This window comes from Streptomyces sp. NPDC005752 (assembly GCF_040630715.1).
In the GTDB taxonomy this organism is placed as follows: Bacteria; Actinomycetota; Actinomycetes; order Streptomycetales; family Streptomycetaceae; genus Streptomyces.
This window is the reverse complement of the sequence record NZ_JBEXYB010000030.1, coordinates 52824-69375: the sequence shown is the minus strand read 5'-3', so window position 1 is coordinate 69375 and position 16552 is coordinate 52824. Positions and strand designations below refer to the sequence as shown.

Sequence of the window (16552 nt, the reverse complement as noted above, 5' to 3'; positions counted from 1 at the left end):
CGAGTCCTGTCGTCTCCGATAGAGGTGGACGTTGCGCATCTGAGGTCCGCGATCATCGCGCGGTACGGCCCCTGCCGTAGCCCGTCACGCCCTGCCGGCTCTCCTGCCGCCGCGTGACCCACCGCGTGGATGCGACCTCGGTGCATGAACCGTCCCCCGTCGTCCGGAGGACCGCACCCCCCTCCTCCCCCGGCCGGTCGCCGCGTGGTGCTCGCACACGAAGCCCCTGTTCACACGCTTGCGACTGCGAGGACCACATGAACCGTCCCACCACCCCCGCCGCGTCCCTCAGCTGCTCCGCCCTGTCCTTCCGGTGGCCTGACGGCACCGGAGTCTTCGACGGGCTGTCCCTCAGCATCGGCCGGGGCCGCACCGGACTCGTCGGGACCAACGGATCGGGCAAGTCCACCCTGCTGCGGCTGCTGGCCGGCGTGCTGAAGCCGTCCGCGGGCTCGGTGACCGTCGGCGGGCACCTCGCCCACCTCCCGCAGAACCTCACCCTCGACACGGACCTCCGCGTCGAGGACGCCCTCGGCATCACCGAGCGGCGCACGGCGCTGCGCGCGATCGAGGCCGGCGACGTCGCCGATGCCCACTTCGAGACGGTCGGCGACGACTGGGACGTCGAGGAACGGGCCCTGGCGACCCTGGGGTCGCTCGGCCTCGGCGGCATCGGGCTCGACCGCACCGTGGGTCAGCTGTCCGGCGGCGAGACGGTGCTGCTGCGGCTGGCGGCACTGCTGCTGGAGCGCCCCGACGTCCTGCTCCTCGACGAGCCGACCAACAACCTCGACGTGTTCGCGCGCCGCCGGCTGTACGAGGCCGTCGAGTCCTGGCGCTCCGGCGTGCTCGTCGTGGTCAGCCACGACCGTGACCTGCTGGAACGGGTGGACCGCATCGCGGATCTGCGCGCCGGTTCGGTCAGCTGGTACGGAGGTGGCTGGTCGGCCTACGAGGAGGCCCTGGCCACCCAGCAGGAAGCGGCCGGCCGCATGGTGCGGGCGGCCGAGTCCGACGTACGCCGCCAGAAGCGCGAGCTGGAGGAGGCCCGTACCAAGGTGGCCCGCCGCCAGCGGCACAACAGGAAGATGGACGCCGAGCGGCGTGCGCCGAGGATCGTCGCCGGGGCCCACAAGAGGTCCTCCCAGGAGGCGGCGGGCAAGCTCCGCGGGCTGCACGAGGACCGGCTCCAGGACGCGCGGGAGCGGCTGGACACCGCGTCGGAGGCGGTCCGGGACGATACCGAGATCCGGGTGAGACTCCCGCACACCGCCGTTCCGGCGGGCCGTACGGTGCTGAGCGTGCAGGGGCTCACTCCCCGCTTCGGCAGGCTGCGGGGAGGCTCGCTCCATGTCCAGGGGCCGGAACGGATCGCACTCGTCGGCCGCAACGGGGCGGGCAAGACGACGCTGCTGCGCACCCTCACCGGGGAGCTCGCGCCTGCGTGCGGCGAGGCCCGGACCCATGTGCCGCTGCGCTTCCTGCCGCAGCGCCTCGACGTGCTGGACGACGGTCTGAGCGTCGCCGCGAACGTGGCCCGGGCGGCGCCCGGGACCACCGACAACGAGATCCGGGCGCAGCTGGCCCGCTTCCTGTTCAAGGGGGCGCGCGCCGAGCAGCCGGCCGGCACGCTGTCGGGCGGTGAACGCTTCCGCGCCGCCCTCGCCGCGACGATGCTCGCCACACCGGCACCGCAGCTGCTGATGCTGGACGAGCCGACCAACAACCTGGACCTGGCCAGTGTGCGGCAGCTGACGAGCGCGCTCGGGTCCTACGAGGGCGCGCTGCTGATCGCCGGGCACGATCTGGCGTTCCTCGAGTCGGTCGGCATCACCCGCTGGCTGCTCGTGGGGGAGCAGCTCACGGAGCTGGGAGCCGAGGAGGTGCGCGAGCTGCTGGGCGCACCCGACGCGATCGGGTAGCCGGTGGTGTACTGGAAGGGTGCGGGTCGCACTCCGGGGCCCGCCCCGGACACCACCGGCTACTGATCCGGATCACGCCATGCACCGTCCCCGTGTTCCCCGCAACGTTCCCCGGGCCCTCGCGGGCATCGCCGTCCTCCTGCTCGCGGCCGGGGGTCCGGCCGCTGCGGCGGCCGCCGGGCCTCCGCCGGTCGCCGCCACGGCGGTGACGGCACCCGCGGGCCCGTCCACCGGCCCGCCGTCCGACCGGACCGACCCCCGTACGGAGACCGCGGAGCTCACGATCCCGTCGATCGGAGTGACCGACCTGCGCGTGGTTCCGTACGAGGGGACCACGGACGACGGACCCGGGACCCGCATCCAGGACCGCGGGGTGGCCGCCAGCCCGTACGGCGAGCAGGGCGGCGTCGGGCCGGGTCAGATCGGGAACTACCTGGTGACGGCCCACCGGCTCTCCGCCGGCGGCCCGCTCCGGGAGCTGCCCGCGCTGGCGAAGGGTGACGCGGTCCTCGTCACGGAGGGCGGCACGGTCTACGAGTACCGGATCACAGAGAACCGGCAGACGTCCTTCCGGTCCGAGCGCTCGCTCGCCGAACAGCGCGCCGAGGTGCCGGGCGAGCCCGGTGAGAAGCCGACCCGCGCGATGATCACTCTCTCCTCGTGCGCGACTCCCGAGGACGACGCGGCCGGCAACTTCTGGCGCGACGCCCACCACAATCCTGAGCACCGCATCGACAGGATCGGCGTACTCGTGTCCTCCCGGCCCGCCTGAACCGGGCGCCCTGAACCGGACCCCTGAACCGGACCCCTGAACCGGACTTCCTGAAATGGACCGGCCGCGTCGGCACGGCCGTTCACGAACCTCCGGGCATGTCGGTCGGCAGCTCCAGCCACCGCGCCGTACCCGGGTCGACGACGTACGCGCTGCCGTCCAGCCGGACCCGTACACCCGGGCGCTCCGAGTCCGGCACGGCGATCCGCAGACGCTCGGCCCGCAGGCGCAGGTCGACGTCCCAGTGCCGGCGGAACCGGAGCCGCATCCGGAACTTCGAGAGCTGGGGCAGCGTGGCCGGCGCGAGCCACAGGGCGTCGCCACGCGTCTCCAGGCCCGTCATCCCGCGCTGCACGAAGTCGAGGGTGCCCGCCATGGCCCCGAGGTGGATGCCTTCCTCCGTCGTACCACCCTGGATGTCGGCCACGTCGCCGATCAGCGCCTCCTCGCAGTACGCCCATGCGTCGTCGCGGTGCACCCGGGCGAGCACCCAGGCGTGGACGAGGGAGCTGAGCGTGGAGCCGTGGCTCGTGCGTCCCACGTAGTAGTCGACGGTGGCCCGCCAGGTCTCGTCGTCGAGTTCGTGGCCCAGCCGCCGGAACAGCGCGGCGAGTTCCTTGGGTGAGAAGAGGTAGCCGAGCATCAGCACGTCGGCCTGCTTCGACGCCTGGTAACGGTTGACGGTGTCACCCTCCGCCTCCAGGATCCGGTCGAGGCGCCGGATGTCCCCGTACCGCCCCCGGTACCCCTCCCAGTCCAGCTCCGCCAGATCCCCGTACCGGTCGAACTGGCTGATGACACCGCGGTGGTGGGGCACGTGGAGCCGTCGGGAGACGTCGTCCCAGCGGTCCAGTTCCGCCGGGTCCAGCCGGATCAGTTCGAGGAGCTGGCGGCGACGGCTCGGGGGCAGGTCGCGGCAGAGCTCACCGGCCCGTGCGAGCACCCAGGCCGCCGTCACGTTCGTGTACGTGTTGTCGTCCAGCCCCGCCGCGTCGGAGTCCGGATAGGCGTCGTGGTACTCGTCGGGCCCGACGACACCCCGGATGCGGTAGCGCCCGACGGTCTCGTCCCACTCGGCGCTGTCCGCCCAGAAGCGGGCGATCTGCATCAGCATCTCGGCGCCCTTGGAGTAGAGGTACTCCGTGTCTCCGGTCGCCTGGCAGTACTGCCACACGTTGTACGCCACCGCCGTCCCGACATGGTGCTGCAGCCGTGACCGGTCGGGCAGCCAGTGTCCTGAGCGGGGGTTGAGATGGACCTCCTGGGTCTCCTCGCGTCCCTCGTCGGCGCTCTGCCACGGATACATCGCCCCGGCCCTGCCGACCGCGCGCGCGGCGGCGCAGGCCGCGGGGAGCCGCCGGTGGCGGTAGTCGAGCAACCCCCTGGAGATCTCCGGGAGATGCAGGTTCAGGAAGGGCAGGACGAACAGCTCGTCCCAGAAGACGTGCCCGCGGTACGCCTCCCCGTGCAGCCCTCTGGCGGGCACGCCGACATCGAGTTCCGCGGTGTGCGGGGAAAGGGTCTGGAGCACGTGGAAGAGGTGCAGCCGCAGGATGCGTCCGGGCTCGCCCGGCACCTCGAGCTTGACCTGCTGCCACAGATCCGCCCAGGCCCGGCGGTGCGAGGCCAGCAGCCGGGCGTACGGCGGAGCGCCTTCGACCGCGGACACGGCGGCCCGCAGCGGGCTGCCGATCGCCGGGTCCCGGGAGGTGAAGAGAGCGACCGTCTTGTCGACGACCGCGCCGGAGTCCGGGGACAGCGGGAGCAGCAGCGTCTGATGGACCGCGCGCGGTTCCTGCCGGGGTTCGGCCCGGTGCTCGCCGTTGCGTTCCGGACCGCAGGAGGCCACGGTGCGGGCGGCCAGCGCGACACCGATGTCCGACTCCACCGTGCGGCAGCGCAGCCACACCGCCTGCTCCGGCTCCGCGCCCGTCTCCCACCCGGCGAGGTGTCGGTTGGCGAGCTCCCGGTAGCGCGCGACTCCCGCGTTGCGCACGTCACCGTCGATCCCCGACTCCACCTCCAGCTCCCCCGACCAGCCCTCGGCGGTGAACACGGTGTGCAGCGCGGCGAGATGGGGGTCGCCCATGTGCACCAGTCGCTCCTGCCCGACCGTCAGCCGCCGGCCCTTGCGGTCCTCGTACACCGAGTGCCGGTACAGCGTCCCGGCACGCAGGTCGAGCGACTGCCGGTGGTCGACGAGGTGCTCGTGGTCGGGGGTGAGCCACGGGCCGGGGCGGGCGCCGGCGGGACGGATGCGGTAGCGCAGCGGCAGCCAGTCGGGAAGGTTGACCATGTCCTCGTTCTCGACCTGGCGGCCCTGGACGGAGGAGGTCAGCCGGTTGTAGCAGCCGGCCACATACGTACCCGGGTAGTGCGACTCGCCCGCAGGTGTCTCGGGCGCGGCTCCCCTGGTGGCGAAGTAGCCGTTGCCGAGGGTGCACAGCGCCTCGCGCAGCCGCTCCTTCTCCGGGTCGTATCCCTCGTACGCCCATATCCAGCCGCGCGCCATCAGTCCTCCCCGTCGATGAGCAGGTCCCCCGGGTCGGCCACCACGAGGTCGGCACCGTGACGGCGCAGATCCGCGGCGCCCTGGGGGCTGTCCGACCGGTCCACGCCGACGACCAGCCCGAAACCACCGCGCCGGCCCGCCTCCACCCCTGCCAGCGCGTCCTCCACGACGGCGGTGTCCCCGGGCGGGACGCCCAGGCGCCGGGCCGTCTCGGTGAACAGGGCCGGGTCCGGTTTGCCCGGCAGCTCCAGACGGTGTGCCTCGTTGCCGTCGACGACCGCCGTGAACAGGTCGAGGAGACCCGCCCCGGCCAGCAGCTCGGTCGCGTGCCGGGACGCCGACGCGGCGGCGAACGGCACACGGGCGTCGTGCAGCACGTGCAGGAGGCGGACCGTACCTGGCCAGACCGCGATCGGACGGGTACGCAGGCTCCGGGTGAACGCCTCGTCCTTGCGCGCGGCGACGGCCCACACCGTCCCCGTGCCCGGGGAGTCGTCGGGGCTGCCTTCGGGGAGGTCGAGCCCCCTGGACGCGAGGAAGGCGGCGGCGCCGTCCTTGCGTGACCTTCCGTCGACGTAGCGCCGGTAGTCCTCCTTCCCGTCGAACGGCCGCTGCCCTTCGTGGGTGTCCAGACAGGCGTCGAAGGCCTTTTTCCAGGCCGCGGCGTGCGCCGGAGCGGAGTCGGTGATCACGCCGTCCGTGTCGAAGACCACGGCGTGAACGGAGAGCAGGACTGAGGCCGGTGACGGTGCGCGTGCCATGACCGGGTGGTCCCTTCGTCGAGGCGTCCCCCGTTCCATGGCACCAGGTTCCTGTCCGGACCGCTCCTTGTGGCCACCGGGGCGAATCCGCCGCTGGAACGGCAGGTTCTCGCGGCTCCCCCGGTAAAAAGTCGCAAAAGTTTCTCTACGTCCCCTTCGGAGCTACCGTAAAACCATGGCCAGAACCAAGCTTCAGAGCGACAGACAGGCGGAGTACGTGTGTCCGGCCTGCAAGCAGCCCGTCGCGACCACGCTGGCGCGGCACAAGACCCTCGGCATCTTCGTCCCGCACTGGGGACCCGGACCGTGTCACAACCCTGAGTGCCACAGCTACGAGGCGGAGTCCGGTGCATCGTCCGGCGCTGCCCGGGACGCGGGCTCCGTCGGCCGGTGAGGGGCGTTCGCGGTCGGACCTGATCCGAACAGCGGGGCCCGCCTCTTCCGGGCGGCGCGTGCACCTCGCGGTGGGTGCCATGGCTCAGGCGTCCAGGCGGATGCGCTGACCGGGGAAGACGAGGTGCGGTCCCTGGTCGAGCACCTCACGGTTCAGTTCGTACAGCGCGTGCCAGCCGCCGGACACGTCCGCCCGCTCCGCGATCACCGAGAGGCAGTCGCCCTTCTCGACGACGTACGTCTCCGCGTCGGTCAGGTCCTCGGAATGCTGCGCGACGCCGCTGTCGGATGCGCTGCTGTTCCCGCTGCTGCTCCCGTTGCCGTTCCCGTTGCCCGTTTCGTCACCGGACGCCGAGCTGCCGGACGACGAGCTGCCGGACGACGAGCTGCCGGACGCGCTACCTCCGGACGACGCGCTGCCGGCGGAGGTGCCGGACGACTCCCGCTGCGGGGCCGACTGTGCCGTGTCGTTCCGGTCGACGCTGCCGGACGGGGCGGACGACGAGGAGGACGAGTTCGACGAACCGCCTGCACCGAGGCGACCGCAAGTGGGCCAGGCGCCCATTCCCTGGGAGCGGGCGACGCGTTCACCGACCGCGATCTGCTCGGACCGGGTGGCGAGGTCGGCGCGGGGTGCGTACTGCCCGCCGCCGTAGGCCCGCCAGGTGGAGGGGGCGAACTGCAGTCCGCCGTGGTAGCCGTTGCCGGTGTTGATGTTCCAGCGGCCGCTGCTCTCGCACTCGGCGATGCGGTCCCAGTCCGTACCGGCCGCGACGGTCGGCGCGGTGACGGTCGGCGCGACGGCGGCCCGGACGGGGGCGGCCGGGGCCGGCGCCGCCTGGACGGGGGCTTGGGCCGGGGAGTCCGCGGCGCTGCGGCCGGAGAGGCCCAGCACGCTCAGGAGTACGAGCAGAAGTGCGAGCACCGATTCGACGGGCCGCTTGGCGAGGGGTGATGCCGGCATGACGGTATTCCTCCGCTGTGCTCCGGATGGTGTGCAAGGGCACGAACAGATAAGCCGCCGATATGCTTTTCCCTGGGCTTTGACGCGTTCAACGCCCGCACATTCACTCGGGTGGGGGGCATCTCATGGCACTGTTCGGTAACGCGCACACCGTCGATCCGGCTGCCGCGCAGCGTGACTACGCGCGGCTTCTCGGGCACGGGGAGCAGGTGCACGCCGCGTATCTGCTGATCCGCGACACGATTCTCTTCACCGACCGCAGGCTCGTCCTCATCGACAAGCAGGGGATCACCGGCAAGAAGGTGGAGTACCACTCCGTCCCGTACCGGAGCATCACGCACTTCGCGGTGGAGACGGCGGGCACCTTCGATCTGGACGCCGAGCTCAAGATCTGGATCTCGGGCTCCGCCACCCCGATCCAGAAGACGTTCACCAAGGGAGTCGACATCTACGAGGTGCAGGCAGTCCTCACCCAGTACGTCGCGCGCTGAGGGCCGCCCCGTGGTCCGCTACCGCTTCACGTCCCGCAGTCCGGCCATCGCGGCCCGGACAGCGGGCAGTGCCGCGTAGAGCGCTTCGCCGGGGCAGTACGTCTGGAAGGTGTCGCGGTGGCCGGCCACGGCGTGGAGGTGGACGACCTCGCCGCGCTCGTACAGGCTGTCGTCGTTCGTCGAGACCATCCGCACGAAGCCCCGCGGGTCGACGGTGCGGTCCAGTTTCCACGCGCCCACCCTCGCGATCCCCTCGATGAGCGCCTTGGGCACCGGCACGCCGGGGCCGAAGGTGCCGAGGGCCGCGATCCCCACGCTGTGCGCGTTGAACCCGGTGGTGTGGGCTCCTCGCACGGAGCGCCCGACGCCGCCCGCCCGGCCCTCGTAGATGGTCCCGCAGCGGTCGACGACGAAGTTGTAGCCGATGTCGTCCCAGCCCTCGCCCCGTACGTGCATCTCCTCCATGGCCCGGAGCATCCTGGGGGCGTCGGCGCAGTCGTACCTGTTGGTGTGACCGGTGTGATGGACGAAGACGGCCTTCACCGTCCCCGTGTACACCGCGTCCTCCTTCACCAAGCTCTCGTCCGCGTGCCACTGCGCCCGGCTGACGATCGCGGGCCGCGGGGCCCCGCCCGGAGCGGCCTGCTTCGCGGTGGCGTGCTCGGGTGCGCCCAGCCGCACCGGCGCGTCCCTGAGGACCAGGAAGGCCAGCGGTACGACCATGGCGCACACGGCTGTTCGGCGAAGCCACATAGGGCCACCATGCGCGCTGACCAGCAACGTCGCAGGCGCCACGCGCCCGATCGGGTGACATGTGGCAGCGTGCCGCGTGTCACCGCACGGGCGGCCAGGAAGCGGCCACCGCCTGCTGCTCCATGATCCGTGCCGCGCGGTGCGGGGACGTGTCCAGCCGGGCCAGCACACCGGGTACCGCGTTGTTGGGGAGGATGAGCTCGAAGAGTGCGGATATCTCGGCGACCAGGTCCGGCGGCTCGGCCATGGACTCGGTCACCAGCTGAACCCCTGTCCATGCCCCGACGACCAGCCGGGACGTGGCCTCCGGATCGACGTGCGGAAGCAGCTCCCCGCGCTCCTTGGCCTCGGTCAGCATCTCCGTCCCGAGAGCGATCCAGTCCGGCCAGCGGGTGCCGAAGAGTCCGCGCGCCCGCGGGTCGACGGACAGCCGGATCGAGGCGCTGAGCAGGGGTTCCCGTGGCAGCCGGTAAGCGAGCAGGAGAGCCATGTCCACCCACTCCTGCAGTTTGAAGGTCTGCGGAGTGACCCCGTCCGAGGTCACCGCCTCCTGGAGGACACCACGGGCCAGCTCTTCCTTCGACGTGAAGTGGAAGTAGAGGGCGCCCCGCGTGAGACCGGCCCGGTCGAGGATCGCGGCGATGGTGGCTGCGTCGTAGCCGTGCTCGTCGAAGACCTCGGCAGCGGCTTGCAAAAAGATTCGGCGCGTGCGGATCGCCCGTTGCTGTCGTGCCAACTCGCGCTCCCCTTTGAACGTGCATGACGCTGCTTCAAAAAGTACCGGTTAGCCGGTATCATATCAGCGCCGTAACACCTATTTTGCGCCATGTCCCGGGAGGGCCGTGCCCGACATACCCGCTGTTCCGCATCCCCCGCTCTCCGCAGCCGAGGGGCGGGACGGCATCCGCAAGGAGTACGTCCACCTGGGACGTTCCGACATGGTTCTCCTCACGTCTTGGTGGCGCAGGGAAGATGGCGAGTTCTCGCTGTCCGCCAGGTGGCCGGCCCCCGTCGGCGACCTCGCCTACGACCAGCGGATGCTCACACAGACCGTCCGGCAGAGTGGTCTGACCATCGCGCATGCGGCTTACGGCGCACCCCTGTCCGATCACACCGTGCTGAGCTACTTCGACTTCACCGTCACACCCGGGTTCGCAGTACCCCCTGACGCGTCCTGCGACCTTGCCGTCGAGGTCACCGTCAAGAATGCCAAGAAGCGCGGGAAGAAGGTCAGTTCACTCGACATGGAGTTCCGCATACTCCAGGGTGACAGCACGGTGGCCCGCGCGGATTCCGAATTCGGCTGGCTCTCCACCCGCGTATACCGCCGGCTCCGTGGCGAGCACTTCAACGTCGACTGGAACGCATGGCCACTGCCCGCTCCGGTCGATCACCGCACCGTCGGCAGGAGCGCACCCGTCGAGGTAGCCCTGTCGGCCGGTGAAGGGCCCCGTCACTGGCAGCTGCGCAACGACGTGGACAACGAGGTGCTGTACGACCACCCGGTCGACCACGTCCCGGGGCTCGCCCTCATGGAAGCGGCCCAACAGGCTGCCAACGCCGCCCTGTTCCCGGCGAGCTTCGAATCGACCACTGTCACCAGCGTGTTCGAACGCTACGCCGAGTTCGACCGCCCCTGCTGGATCGGGGCGGAGGTCCTGCCCGCCGTCCCCGGGGAGACCTCGGTCCTGGTCACGGCGACACAGGACGGGGAAACGGTCTTCCGGAGCCGGCTGAGCGGACCCTGCGGCTGACGGGCGACCGGGCGCCCTTACTGGTTGATGAAGCCGCCGTCCACCGGCATCACCGTGCCGGTGAGGAAGGGGCAACGGTCGCTGAGCAGCCAGGCGACGGCGTTGGCGATCTCCTCCGGCTCGGCCGTGCGGCCCTGCGGCGTACGGCTGTTGACCATCTCCTCCAGGCCCGGATTGCGTCCGAACCAGTCGGCCGTGATCTCGCTGCGGGTGGTGCCGGGCGCCACCGCGTTGACCCTGATGCCCTGTTGGGCGTACTCGTCCGCAGCGGCCCTGGTGAGACCCACGACAGCGTGCTTGGCCGCTATGTAGGGAGCGGCCGCCGGTATGGCAACCAGGCCGCCCACACTGCTGTTGTTCACGATGGAGCAGTCGCCCGCGTTCGTCAGCATGGCCGCGATCTCGTGCCGGAGGCAGTTCCAGACACCGCGCACATTGACGTCCATGACCGCGTCGTAGACGTCATCACCCATGAGGTGCAGGGGAGTTCGGTCGCCTCCGAGTCCCGCGTTGTTGAAGGCCGAGTCCAGCCGTCCGTAGGTGTCGACCGCGAAGCCGACGGCGCGGGCGGCGTCCTGCGCCACCGTGACGTCACAGACGACGTAGGACGCCTGGGCACCCTTGTCCCGCAGTTCGGCCACCAGCGACGCCAGTCGGTCCTCCCTGCGCGCCGCCAGGACGACCGTCGCGCCCTCCTCGGAGAACACCCGCGCCGCCGCCGCACCGATTCCGCTGCTCGCCCCGGTGATCAGGACGACTCTGTCGTGGAGAAGATCGCTCATGGCCGCAGTCTCGCAGGCCCTCCGCGCCGCGGCCACGGGCGTTTCCGTACCGCCCGGTCCTGCCCCGGACCGCCACGGCTCCGGGGCGTACGGGGGGCCGGGCGTTACGGCGGGGAGTGCCCGTTCCATGCCCCCGGACCCCGACGCAGGGTCACCGCCATAACAAACCGTTTGTACTGTTTTGGCGACTCTCCTCATGAAATACCGGCAGCGGAGCACCGACTCCGCCGCCTGCCCGGAGGGGCCTGCGATACCGTGCGGCATGCTCGCTGTCCAGTTCGACCGCTTCGGTGGTCCAGAAGTGCTCCGCACCGTGGAACTGTCCGCCCCCGTGCCCGGGCCCGGGGAGGTGCTCCTCACCGTCGAGGCCGCAGGGGTGAACTTCGCGGACACCCATCAGGTGGACGGCTCCTACCTCGGCGCCGACGCCCTGCCGTACGTCCCGGGCAGCGAGGTCGTGGGCCGCACCCCGGACGGCAGGCGGGTGCTGGCCCGGGTCTCGCACGGGTACGCGGAGCAGGTGACCGCCAAGGAGTCCGCGGTCCTGGACATCCCCGAGGAGCTCGGCGCCGCACAGGCGCTCGCCCTGATGATGCAGGGGCTGACGGCCTGGCACCTGCTGCGGTCGTCGGCCCGCCTGCAGCGGGGCGAGACCGTCGTCGTGCACTCCGCGGCGGGAGGTGTCGGCAGCCTCGCCGTCCAGCTGGCCCGGGAGTTCGGAGCGGGCCGGGTACTCGCCCAGGTCTCCGCCCCGGCCAAGGAGCGGCTCGTCCTGGACCTGGGCGCGGACGCGGTGATCAGCTACCCCCTGGCGGAGAAGGCGGACGTCGTCCTGGACGCCGTCGGCGGAGACCTCTTCGACCGGGCCCTGGACTCCTTGGCGTCGTACGGCCGCCTGGTGACCTACGGCAACGCCGACCGCACCGGCTTCACCCCGGTCGATCCGGGCCGGCTGGGCCGGCTCAACGCCTCCGTCGTCGGATTCTGGCTACGCCCGGCCCTCGCCGCTCCGGGCGCGGTGAGCGGTCCCCTCAAGGAGCTCTTCGCCCTGGTCGCCGAGGGCCGCCTCAAGCCCGTACCCGGCGGCAGCTACCCGCTCGCCGATGCCCGTCGCGCCCATGAGGACCTGCTCGCACGCCGGACCACCGGGAAGCTGATCCTGACACCCTGAGCGGGCCACGGCCCGGACGCACCGCACCCCCCGAGGCCGGACGGCCTCGGGGGGTGCGGTGCGTCGAAGCGCGACGCCTCAGGCGTCGCCGGGCGTCCCGAGCAGGGCGGACGCGTTCTCCAGTGGAGTGAGGGGCGCCGCGGGCGCGGGCGCCTCCGCCGGGCGGCAGGTGAAGCCGAGACGCGACAGCGCCCTGGTCACCTCGCCGGCGGTGAAGTCCCTGCGGTCCTGGCGGGTGATGATCTCGCCGACCTGCTTGACGGGATAGACACGGCGGCTGATGACCACCGCGTCACCGGTGACGGGCTCGGGCTTGACGCCCTTCATGGAGTCCTCGACCTCGTTCTTGAAGAGGTCGAAGGGGAAACGGGCGATGACACAGCGCATGGTGCCTCAACAGGATGGTCGCGGTAAATGCGGGAAACGGTCGGCCGGAGGTCCGGCCGGACGACTACGCGGCCTTGTTGGTCCGGCGCTGCGCTGCGGCGGCACGCGCCTGCGGCGTAGCGGTGTTGGCGTTGGAACGGCGGCCCTGGCCGGGACGCGCACCTCGTCGGCCGCGAGGCCCGGAACCGTTGCCCTTGGGGCGCTCCGACACCGGCGAGGTGATCGTGACGGGCACACCCGACGGTGCCTGTGCTCCGGTGATGCGGTTGAGCTCGGCCTCGCCGGAGCGGACCTGGGCGACCTGCGGCGTGATACCGGCGTCGGCCATCAGCCGGGTCATCTCGCGGCGCTGGTTGGGCAGCACGAGCGTGACGACACTGCCGGACTCCCCGGCGCGCGCGGTACGCCCGCCACGGTGCAGGTAGTCCTTGTGGTCGCTGGGCGGGTCGACGTTGACGACCAGGTCGAGGTTGTCGACGTGGATGCCCCGTGCGGCGACGTTCGTGGCGACCAGCACCGTGACATGACCGGTCTTGAACCGGTCGAGGGTGCGGGTCCGCTGCGGCTGCGACTTACCGCCGTGCAGAGCGGCCGCCCGCACACCGCTGTGCAGGAGGTGGTCGGTGAGCTTGTCCACCGCGTGCTTGGTGTCCAGGAACATGATCACCCGGCCTTCGCGGGCGGCGATCTCCGTCGTCGTCGCGTACTTGTCGGCGCCCTGGACGTAGAGCACGTGGTGCTCCATCGTCGTCACCGCGCCGGCGGCGGGGTCCACCGAGTGGACGACCGGGTCGTTCAGGTAGCGGCGGACCAGCAGGTCCACGTTGCGGTCCAGGGTGGCCGAGAACAGCATCCGCTGGCCGTCGGGGCCGACCTGGTCCAGCAGCTCGGTGACCTGCGGCATGAAGCCCATGTCGGCCATCTGGTCGGCCTCGTCGAGGACGGTGATGGCGACCCGGTCGAGCTTGCAGTCGCCGCGCTCGATGAGGTCCTTGAGCCGGCCCGGAGTGGCGACCACGACTTCGGCGCCGCCGCGCAGCGCGCTGGCCTGGCGGCCGATCGACATGCCGCCGACGACCGTGGCCAGCCGGAGCCTGAGGGACCGGGCGTACGGGGTGAGCGCGTCGGTGACCTGCTGGGCCAGTTCCCGGGTGGGGACGAGGACCAGGGCGAGCGGACGGCGCGCGTCGGCGCGGTTGCCCGCGGTGCGGGCCAGCAGGGCCAGGCCGAAGGCGAGCGTCTTGCCCGATCCCGTGCGTCCCCGGCCGAGGACGTCCCGTCCGGCGAGCGAGTTCGGCAGGGTGGCCGCCTGGATCGGGAACGGCACCGACATGCCTTCGGAGGCGAGCGCCGCCAGCAGCGGCGCGGGCATGTCCAGGTCCGCGAAGGACTCCGCGGCGGGCAGGGCGGGGGTGATGGTCACCGGCAGGGCGAACTCACCCGTGACGGCGGAGGAGCGGCGGCCGTAGCCGCCGGAGCGCTTCGGTCCCCCGGAGCGGCCCTGCGAACCCGGGGCGCCCGGCCGGCCGGATCCCGCCGAGCGGAATCCGTTGGCGGTACGGCTGCCGGCGGATCCCCCGGAGCGCGTCCTGGAGAATCGGTCGTTCGTGCGAGATGTGCGATCGCGGTTCAATGGAGAACCTTTCCCTCGAATGGCACGTATCGAGGGATTCTTCCGGGCGGCTGCAGCCATGTACGGCGCCAGGAATCAAGAATCGCAAGAACGAGCCGGTGAAATATCGAATAACGGAATGCGTCCGCCGGATGAACCAGCAGGATTCGGCACTCCATATGACTGCAGTGATGCACCGCGCCTCGCGCACACACCGGGAATTACCCACTCGGTGCGACGCCCCTGGCAGCGGCCGGGAAAACGCAACGAGCTGGGGCCCGCACCCGAAGGTGCGGGCCCCAGCTGCGCCGTACGCCTGTGTGATCAGGCGGGGGTGATGTTCTCCGCCTGCGGGCCCTTCTGGCCCTGCGTGACGTCGAAGTTCACCTTCTGGCCTTCCTGGAGCTCGCGGAAGCCCTGGGCGGCGATGTTCGAGTAGTGGGCGAACACGTCAGCGCCGCCACCCTCCTGCTCGATGAAGCCGAAGCCCTTTTCCGAGTTGAACCACTTCACGGTACCGGTAGCCATGTCTAATCTCCTTCGGGGCGTTGCCCGTGGGCCCACACTGTGCGAGCCCTACGTCGCCGCAAATGATTGCCCCGTCCGGAAGAGACCGGAAATACAAAAGTGCGCCCACCGAAGTGATGACAGGTGAGTGCACTTGAAGTTTTGGGAACCACAACTGCAACTGAGATCAACAGTAGCACGATTCGGGTACGAGCGAGCTGTACGCCATATCACTACGGCTTCACTCCGTCACACACGGCATAAACCCTCACCGCTCATAGCGCGTATTTCTGTGCCCGCCGAAACAGATATGCACCCGCACGCCGGTCAGGAATCCGTGCCACCCCGGCCCGACGCCGGCCGGCGCAGTTGCTCGTTGAGGCGCAGGGCCTCCTCGAGCTGGTCCTCCAGGATGACGATGCGGCAGGCGGACTCGATCGGCGTGCCGCCGTCCACCAGCTCCCGGGCGCGGGCCGCGATGCGCAGCTGGTAACGCGAGTAGCGGCGGTGGCCCCCCTCGGAGCGCAGCGGGGCGATCAGGCGCGCCTCGCCGATGGCCCTGAGGAAGCCTGGCGTCGCACCGATCATCTCGGCGGCCCGCCCCATCGTGTACGCGGGGTAGTCGTCGTCGTCGAGACGGTCCGAAGCTTGCGACGGGGATTCCGGGGGCATCTGCACCTCTTCTGCTGCGCACCGGACCACCGATATGGCCTGGCTGCACAAGAAAGCCTAGGCGTAGGGATAGGACATGTCTATTGCCGCCGAAACAGGTTTCCCCGGTCTCCGGCGTCGCACGCACGGCGCCCGCTGCCGCGCGGCGCCCCGGCGGGAGCCCTCCGTAATCGCACGGCAACCCCAACAGGGCTGACCGACCGGTCAGTTGTCCGCGGACCCGCGAAAGGTCATACTGCATGGGTAGCCCTTCACGCATCCCCCGTCGTGAAGGGCTACGTTGATGCGCGGCCCCCGGCACCGCCCGGTCGCGCGGCCCGCGCGACCCGGAGCACACACAACATGAGCGGCACGGACAGGACCACGACGACGGCCCGCAGGGTCACGGACGTCCTGCAGCCCCGCAATGTACTGCTCGTCGGCATGCTCGGCATCGGACTGGCCTCCGCCGGAAACTGGACCGGGCTCCCCTGGGGCTTCCTCGGCGCCCTGTGCGCCGGCCTCGTCCCCGCCGGCTACATCGAGTGGGAGCGCGGTCGCGGCACCTGGGGCGACCGGCACGTGGTGGACAGGACGCAGCGGGCGCCGATCTTCCTGGTGATCCTGGGCTCGCTCGGCACCGGTGCGCTGATCATGGTTCTCGGCGGTGCACCCCCCGGCATCCTGATCGCGATGATCTCCCTGTGGGTCATGACGACGGTGCTCCTGGCGGTCAACACGCTCTGGAAGATCTCGGTCGACTCCGCGGTCGCGTCGGCCGTGGTCGCCCTGCTCGGCGTCACGCACTCCCTGTGGTGGCTGTGCGCCGGCGCCGCCGTCCTCGCCGTGTGCTGGTCGCGGGTGGCCCTGCGCTACCACTCGGTGGCCCAGACGGCAGCGGGTGCGGCCGTGGGGGCCGCGACGGCGGCCGGCTTCCTCTTCGCCTGAGCCACCGAAGCCGTCCGGACCGCGCGTCCGGGCAGCCGCCCCGGAGGGCCCCCGATTGCGGACCCGCCCCGGAGCCGGTTACGTGGACGGAGGGGACGCGCAGCGATGACGGGAGGCGCACGGATGCCCAGGAAGACCTCGAGCTCCAAGGCCGGCCTGCTCCTGAGCCTGA

Annotated in this window: 17 protein-coding genes; 7 read left to right on the top strand and 10 right to left on the bottom strand. The window is 71.0% G+C overall.

Annotation, left to right across the window (positions count from 1 at the left end):
• Positions 1 to 257 precede the first annotated feature (257 nt).
• Together ABZ441_RS24380 and ABZ441_RS24375 are read left to right on the top strand one after the other, a co-directional pair.
• A complete protein-coding gene (locus ABZ441_RS24380) occupies positions 258 to 1922 on the top strand; it encodes an ATP-binding cassette domain-containing protein (protein ID WP_358977812.1) in 1665 nt (554 codons plus the stop codon).
• 79 nt (positions 1923 to 2001) lie between these two features.
• Positions 2002 to 2694, top strand: a complete 693-nt coding sequence (locus ABZ441_RS24375; protein WP_358977809.1) for a class E sortase — start codon at positions 2002 to 2004, stop codon at positions 2692 to 2694.
• An 82-nt stretch (positions 2695 to 2776) separates the two neighbouring features.
• Here the strand turns inward: ABZ441_RS24375 and ABZ441_RS24370 are convergent, their stop codons facing one another.
• On the bottom strand, positions 2777 to 5206 hold the full coding sequence (locus ABZ441_RS24370) for a glycosyl hydrolase family 65 protein (RefSeq protein WP_358977807.1): 2430 nt from the start codon (positions 5204 to 5206) through the stop codon (positions 2777 to 2779).
• Entirely contained in the window at positions 5206 to 5967 is a 762-nt protein-coding gene (locus tag ABZ441_RS24365) for an HAD-IA family hydrolase (protein WP_358977805.1), read from the bottom strand. The genes ABZ441_RS24370 and ABZ441_RS24365 overlap by 1 nt, the downstream gene beginning before the upstream one ends.
• 175 nt (positions 5968 to 6142) lie before the next feature.
• Between ABZ441_RS24365 and ABZ441_RS24360 the strand changes: the two genes are divergently transcribed.
• The gene (locus tag ABZ441_RS24360) at positions 6143 to 6361 is read left to right on the top strand and encodes a hypothetical protein (RefSeq protein WP_358977803.1); all 219 of its coding nucleotides are present in this window, start codon (positions 6143 to 6145) and stop codon (positions 6359 to 6361) included.
• Between the two features lie 84 nt (positions 6362 to 6445).
• Here ABZ441_RS24360 and ABZ441_RS24355 read toward each other — a convergent pair whose 3' ends face one another.
• The gene (locus ABZ441_RS24355; protein ID WP_358977801.1) at positions 6446 to 7324 is read right to left on the bottom strand and encodes a transglycosylase family protein; all 879 of its coding nucleotides are present in this window, start codon (positions 7322 to 7324) and stop codon (positions 6446 to 6448) included.
• A 125-nt stretch (positions 7325 to 7449) separates the two neighbouring features.
• Here ABZ441_RS24355 and ABZ441_RS24350 point away from each other — a divergent pair, with 125 nt between their 5' ends.
• Positions 7450 to 7815, top strand: a complete 366-nt coding sequence (locus ABZ441_RS24350) for a PH domain-containing protein (RefSeq protein ID WP_358977799.1) — start codon at positions 7450 to 7452, stop codon at positions 7813 to 7815.
• An 18-nt stretch (positions 7816 to 7833) separates the two neighbouring features.
• On the opposite strand, the gene ABZ441_RS24345 is transcribed toward ABZ441_RS24350, so the two are convergent.
• Positions 7834 to 8568, bottom strand: a complete 735-nt coding sequence (locus ABZ441_RS24345) for a peptidoglycan recognition protein (protein WP_358977797.1) — start codon at positions 8566 to 8568, stop codon at positions 7834 to 7836.
• A 79-nt stretch (positions 8569 to 8647) separates the two neighbouring features.
• Positions 8648 to 9304, bottom strand: a complete 657-nt coding sequence (locus ABZ441_RS24340; protein WP_358977795.1) for a ScbR family autoregulator-binding transcription factor — start codon at positions 9302 to 9304, stop codon at positions 8648 to 8650.
• A 106-nt stretch (positions 9305 to 9410) separates the two neighbouring features.
• On the opposite strand from ABZ441_RS24340, the gene ABZ441_RS24335 reads away from it, so the two are divergent.
• Positions 9411 to 10322, top strand: coding sequence for a ScbA/BarX family gamma-butyrolactone biosynthesis protein (locus tag ABZ441_RS24335; RefSeq protein ID WP_358977793.1), 912 nt, complete (start codon positions 9411 to 9413; stop codon positions 10320 to 10322).
• 17 nt (positions 10323 to 10339) lie between these two features.
• On the opposite strand, the gene ABZ441_RS24330 is transcribed toward ABZ441_RS24335, so the two are convergent.
• Entirely contained in the window at positions 10340 to 11104 is a 765-nt protein-coding gene (locus tag ABZ441_RS24330) for a glucose 1-dehydrogenase (protein ID WP_358977791.1), read from the bottom strand.
• Positions 11105 to 11366: 262 nt separating this feature from the next.
• On the opposite strand from ABZ441_RS24330, the gene ABZ441_RS24325 reads away from it, so the two are divergent.
• A complete protein-coding gene (locus ABZ441_RS24325; RefSeq protein ID WP_358977789.1) occupies positions 11367 to 12275 on the top strand; it encodes a zinc-binding dehydrogenase in 909 nt (302 codons plus the stop codon).
• A 78-nt stretch (positions 12276 to 12353) separates the two neighbouring features.
• Here ABZ441_RS24325 and ABZ441_RS24320 read toward each other — a convergent pair whose 3' ends face one another.
• From ABZ441_RS24320 to ABZ441_RS24305, 4 genes are all read right to left on the bottom strand, one after another.
• A complete protein-coding gene (locus ABZ441_RS24320) occupies positions 12354 to 12662 on the bottom strand; it encodes an SCO5918 family protein (RefSeq protein ID WP_358977787.1) in 309 nt (102 codons plus the stop codon).
• A gap of 64 nt (positions 12663 to 12726) precedes the next feature.
• A complete protein-coding gene (locus tag ABZ441_RS24315) occupies positions 12727 to 14295 on the bottom strand; it encodes a DEAD/DEAH box helicase (RefSeq protein WP_358977786.1) in 1569 nt (522 codons plus the stop codon).
• A 303-nt stretch (positions 14296 to 14598) separates the two neighbouring features.
• Positions 14599 to 14802: a cold-shock protein gene (locus ABZ441_RS24310; RefSeq protein ID WP_014155340.1), complete on the bottom strand. Its 204-nt coding sequence runs from the start codon at positions 14800 to 14802 to the stop codon at positions 14599 to 14601.
• A gap of 306 nt (positions 14803 to 15108) precedes the next feature.
• Complete coding sequence (locus ABZ441_RS24305) at positions 15109 to 15453, bottom strand: MerR family transcriptional regulator (RefSeq protein WP_358977783.1); 345 nt, start codon at positions 15451 to 15453, stop codon at positions 15109 to 15111.
• 342 nt (positions 15454 to 15795) lie between these two features.
• Between ABZ441_RS24305 and ABZ441_RS24300 the strand changes: the two genes are divergently transcribed.
• Entirely contained in the window at positions 15796 to 16380 is a 585-nt protein-coding gene (locus ABZ441_RS24300; protein WP_358977781.1) for a hypothetical protein, read from the top strand.
• The last annotated feature ends 172 nt before the right edge of the window (positions 16381 to 16552 follow it).

What these genes read in the sequence shown, in the direction of transcription:
- ABZ441_RS24330 (WP_358977791.1), bottom strand. Translation starts at nt 11,104, where the DNA reads ATGAGCGATCTTCTCCACGACAGAGTCGTCCTGATCACCGGGGCGAGC.
- ABZ441_RS24310 (WP_014155340.1), bottom strand. Translation starts at nt 14,802, where the DNA reads ATGGCTACCGGTACCGTGAAGTGGTTCAACTCGGAAAAGGGCTTCGGC.
- ABZ441_RS24380 (WP_358977812.1), top strand. Translation starts at nt 258, where the DNA reads ATGAACCGTCCCACCACCCCCGCCGCGTCCCTCAGCTGCTCCGCCCTG.
- ABZ441_RS24350 (WP_358977799.1), top strand. Translation starts at nt 7,450, where the DNA reads ATGGCACTGTTCGGTAACGCGCACACCGTCGATCCGGCTGCCGCGCAG.
- ABZ441_RS24325 (WP_358977789.1), top strand. Translation starts at nt 11,367, where the DNA reads ATGCTCGCTGTCCAGTTCGACCGCTTCGGTGGTCCAGAAGTGCTCCGC.
- ABZ441_RS24300 (WP_358977781.1), top strand. Translation starts at nt 15,796, where the DNA reads ATGAGCGGCACGGACAGGACCACGACGACGGCCCGCAGGGTCACGGAC.
- ABZ441_RS24305 (WP_358977783.1), bottom strand. Translation starts at nt 15,453, where the DNA reads ATGCCCCCGGAATCCCCGTCGCAAGCTTCGGACCGTCTCGACGACGAC.
- ABZ441_RS24365 (WP_358977805.1), bottom strand. Translation starts at nt 5,967, where the DNA reads ATGGCACGCGCACCGTCACCGGCCTCAGTCCTGCTCTCCGTTCACGCC.
- ABZ441_RS24355 (WP_358977801.1), bottom strand. Translation starts at nt 7,324, where the DNA reads ATGCCGGCATCACCCCTCGCCAAGCGGCCCGTCGAATCGGTGCTCGCA.
- ABZ441_RS24370 (WP_358977807.1), bottom strand. Translation starts at nt 5,206, where the DNA reads ATGGCGCGCGGCTGGATATGGGCGTACGAGGGATACGACCCGGAGAAG.
- ABZ441_RS24375 (WP_358977809.1), top strand. Translation starts at nt 2,002, where the DNA reads ATGCACCGTCCCCGTGTTCCCCGCAACGTTCCCCGGGCCCTCGCGGGC.
- ABZ441_RS24345 (WP_358977797.1), bottom strand. Translation starts at nt 8,568, where the DNA reads ATGTGGCTTCGCCGAACAGCCGTGTGCGCCATGGTCGTACCGCTGGCC.
- ABZ441_RS24360 (WP_358977803.1), top strand. Translation starts at nt 6,143, where the DNA reads ATGGCCAGAACCAAGCTTCAGAGCGACAGACAGGCGGAGTACGTGTGT.
- ABZ441_RS24320 (WP_358977787.1), bottom strand. Translation starts at nt 12,662, where the DNA reads ATGCGCTGTGTCATCGCCCGTTTCCCCTTCGACCTCTTCAAGAACGAG.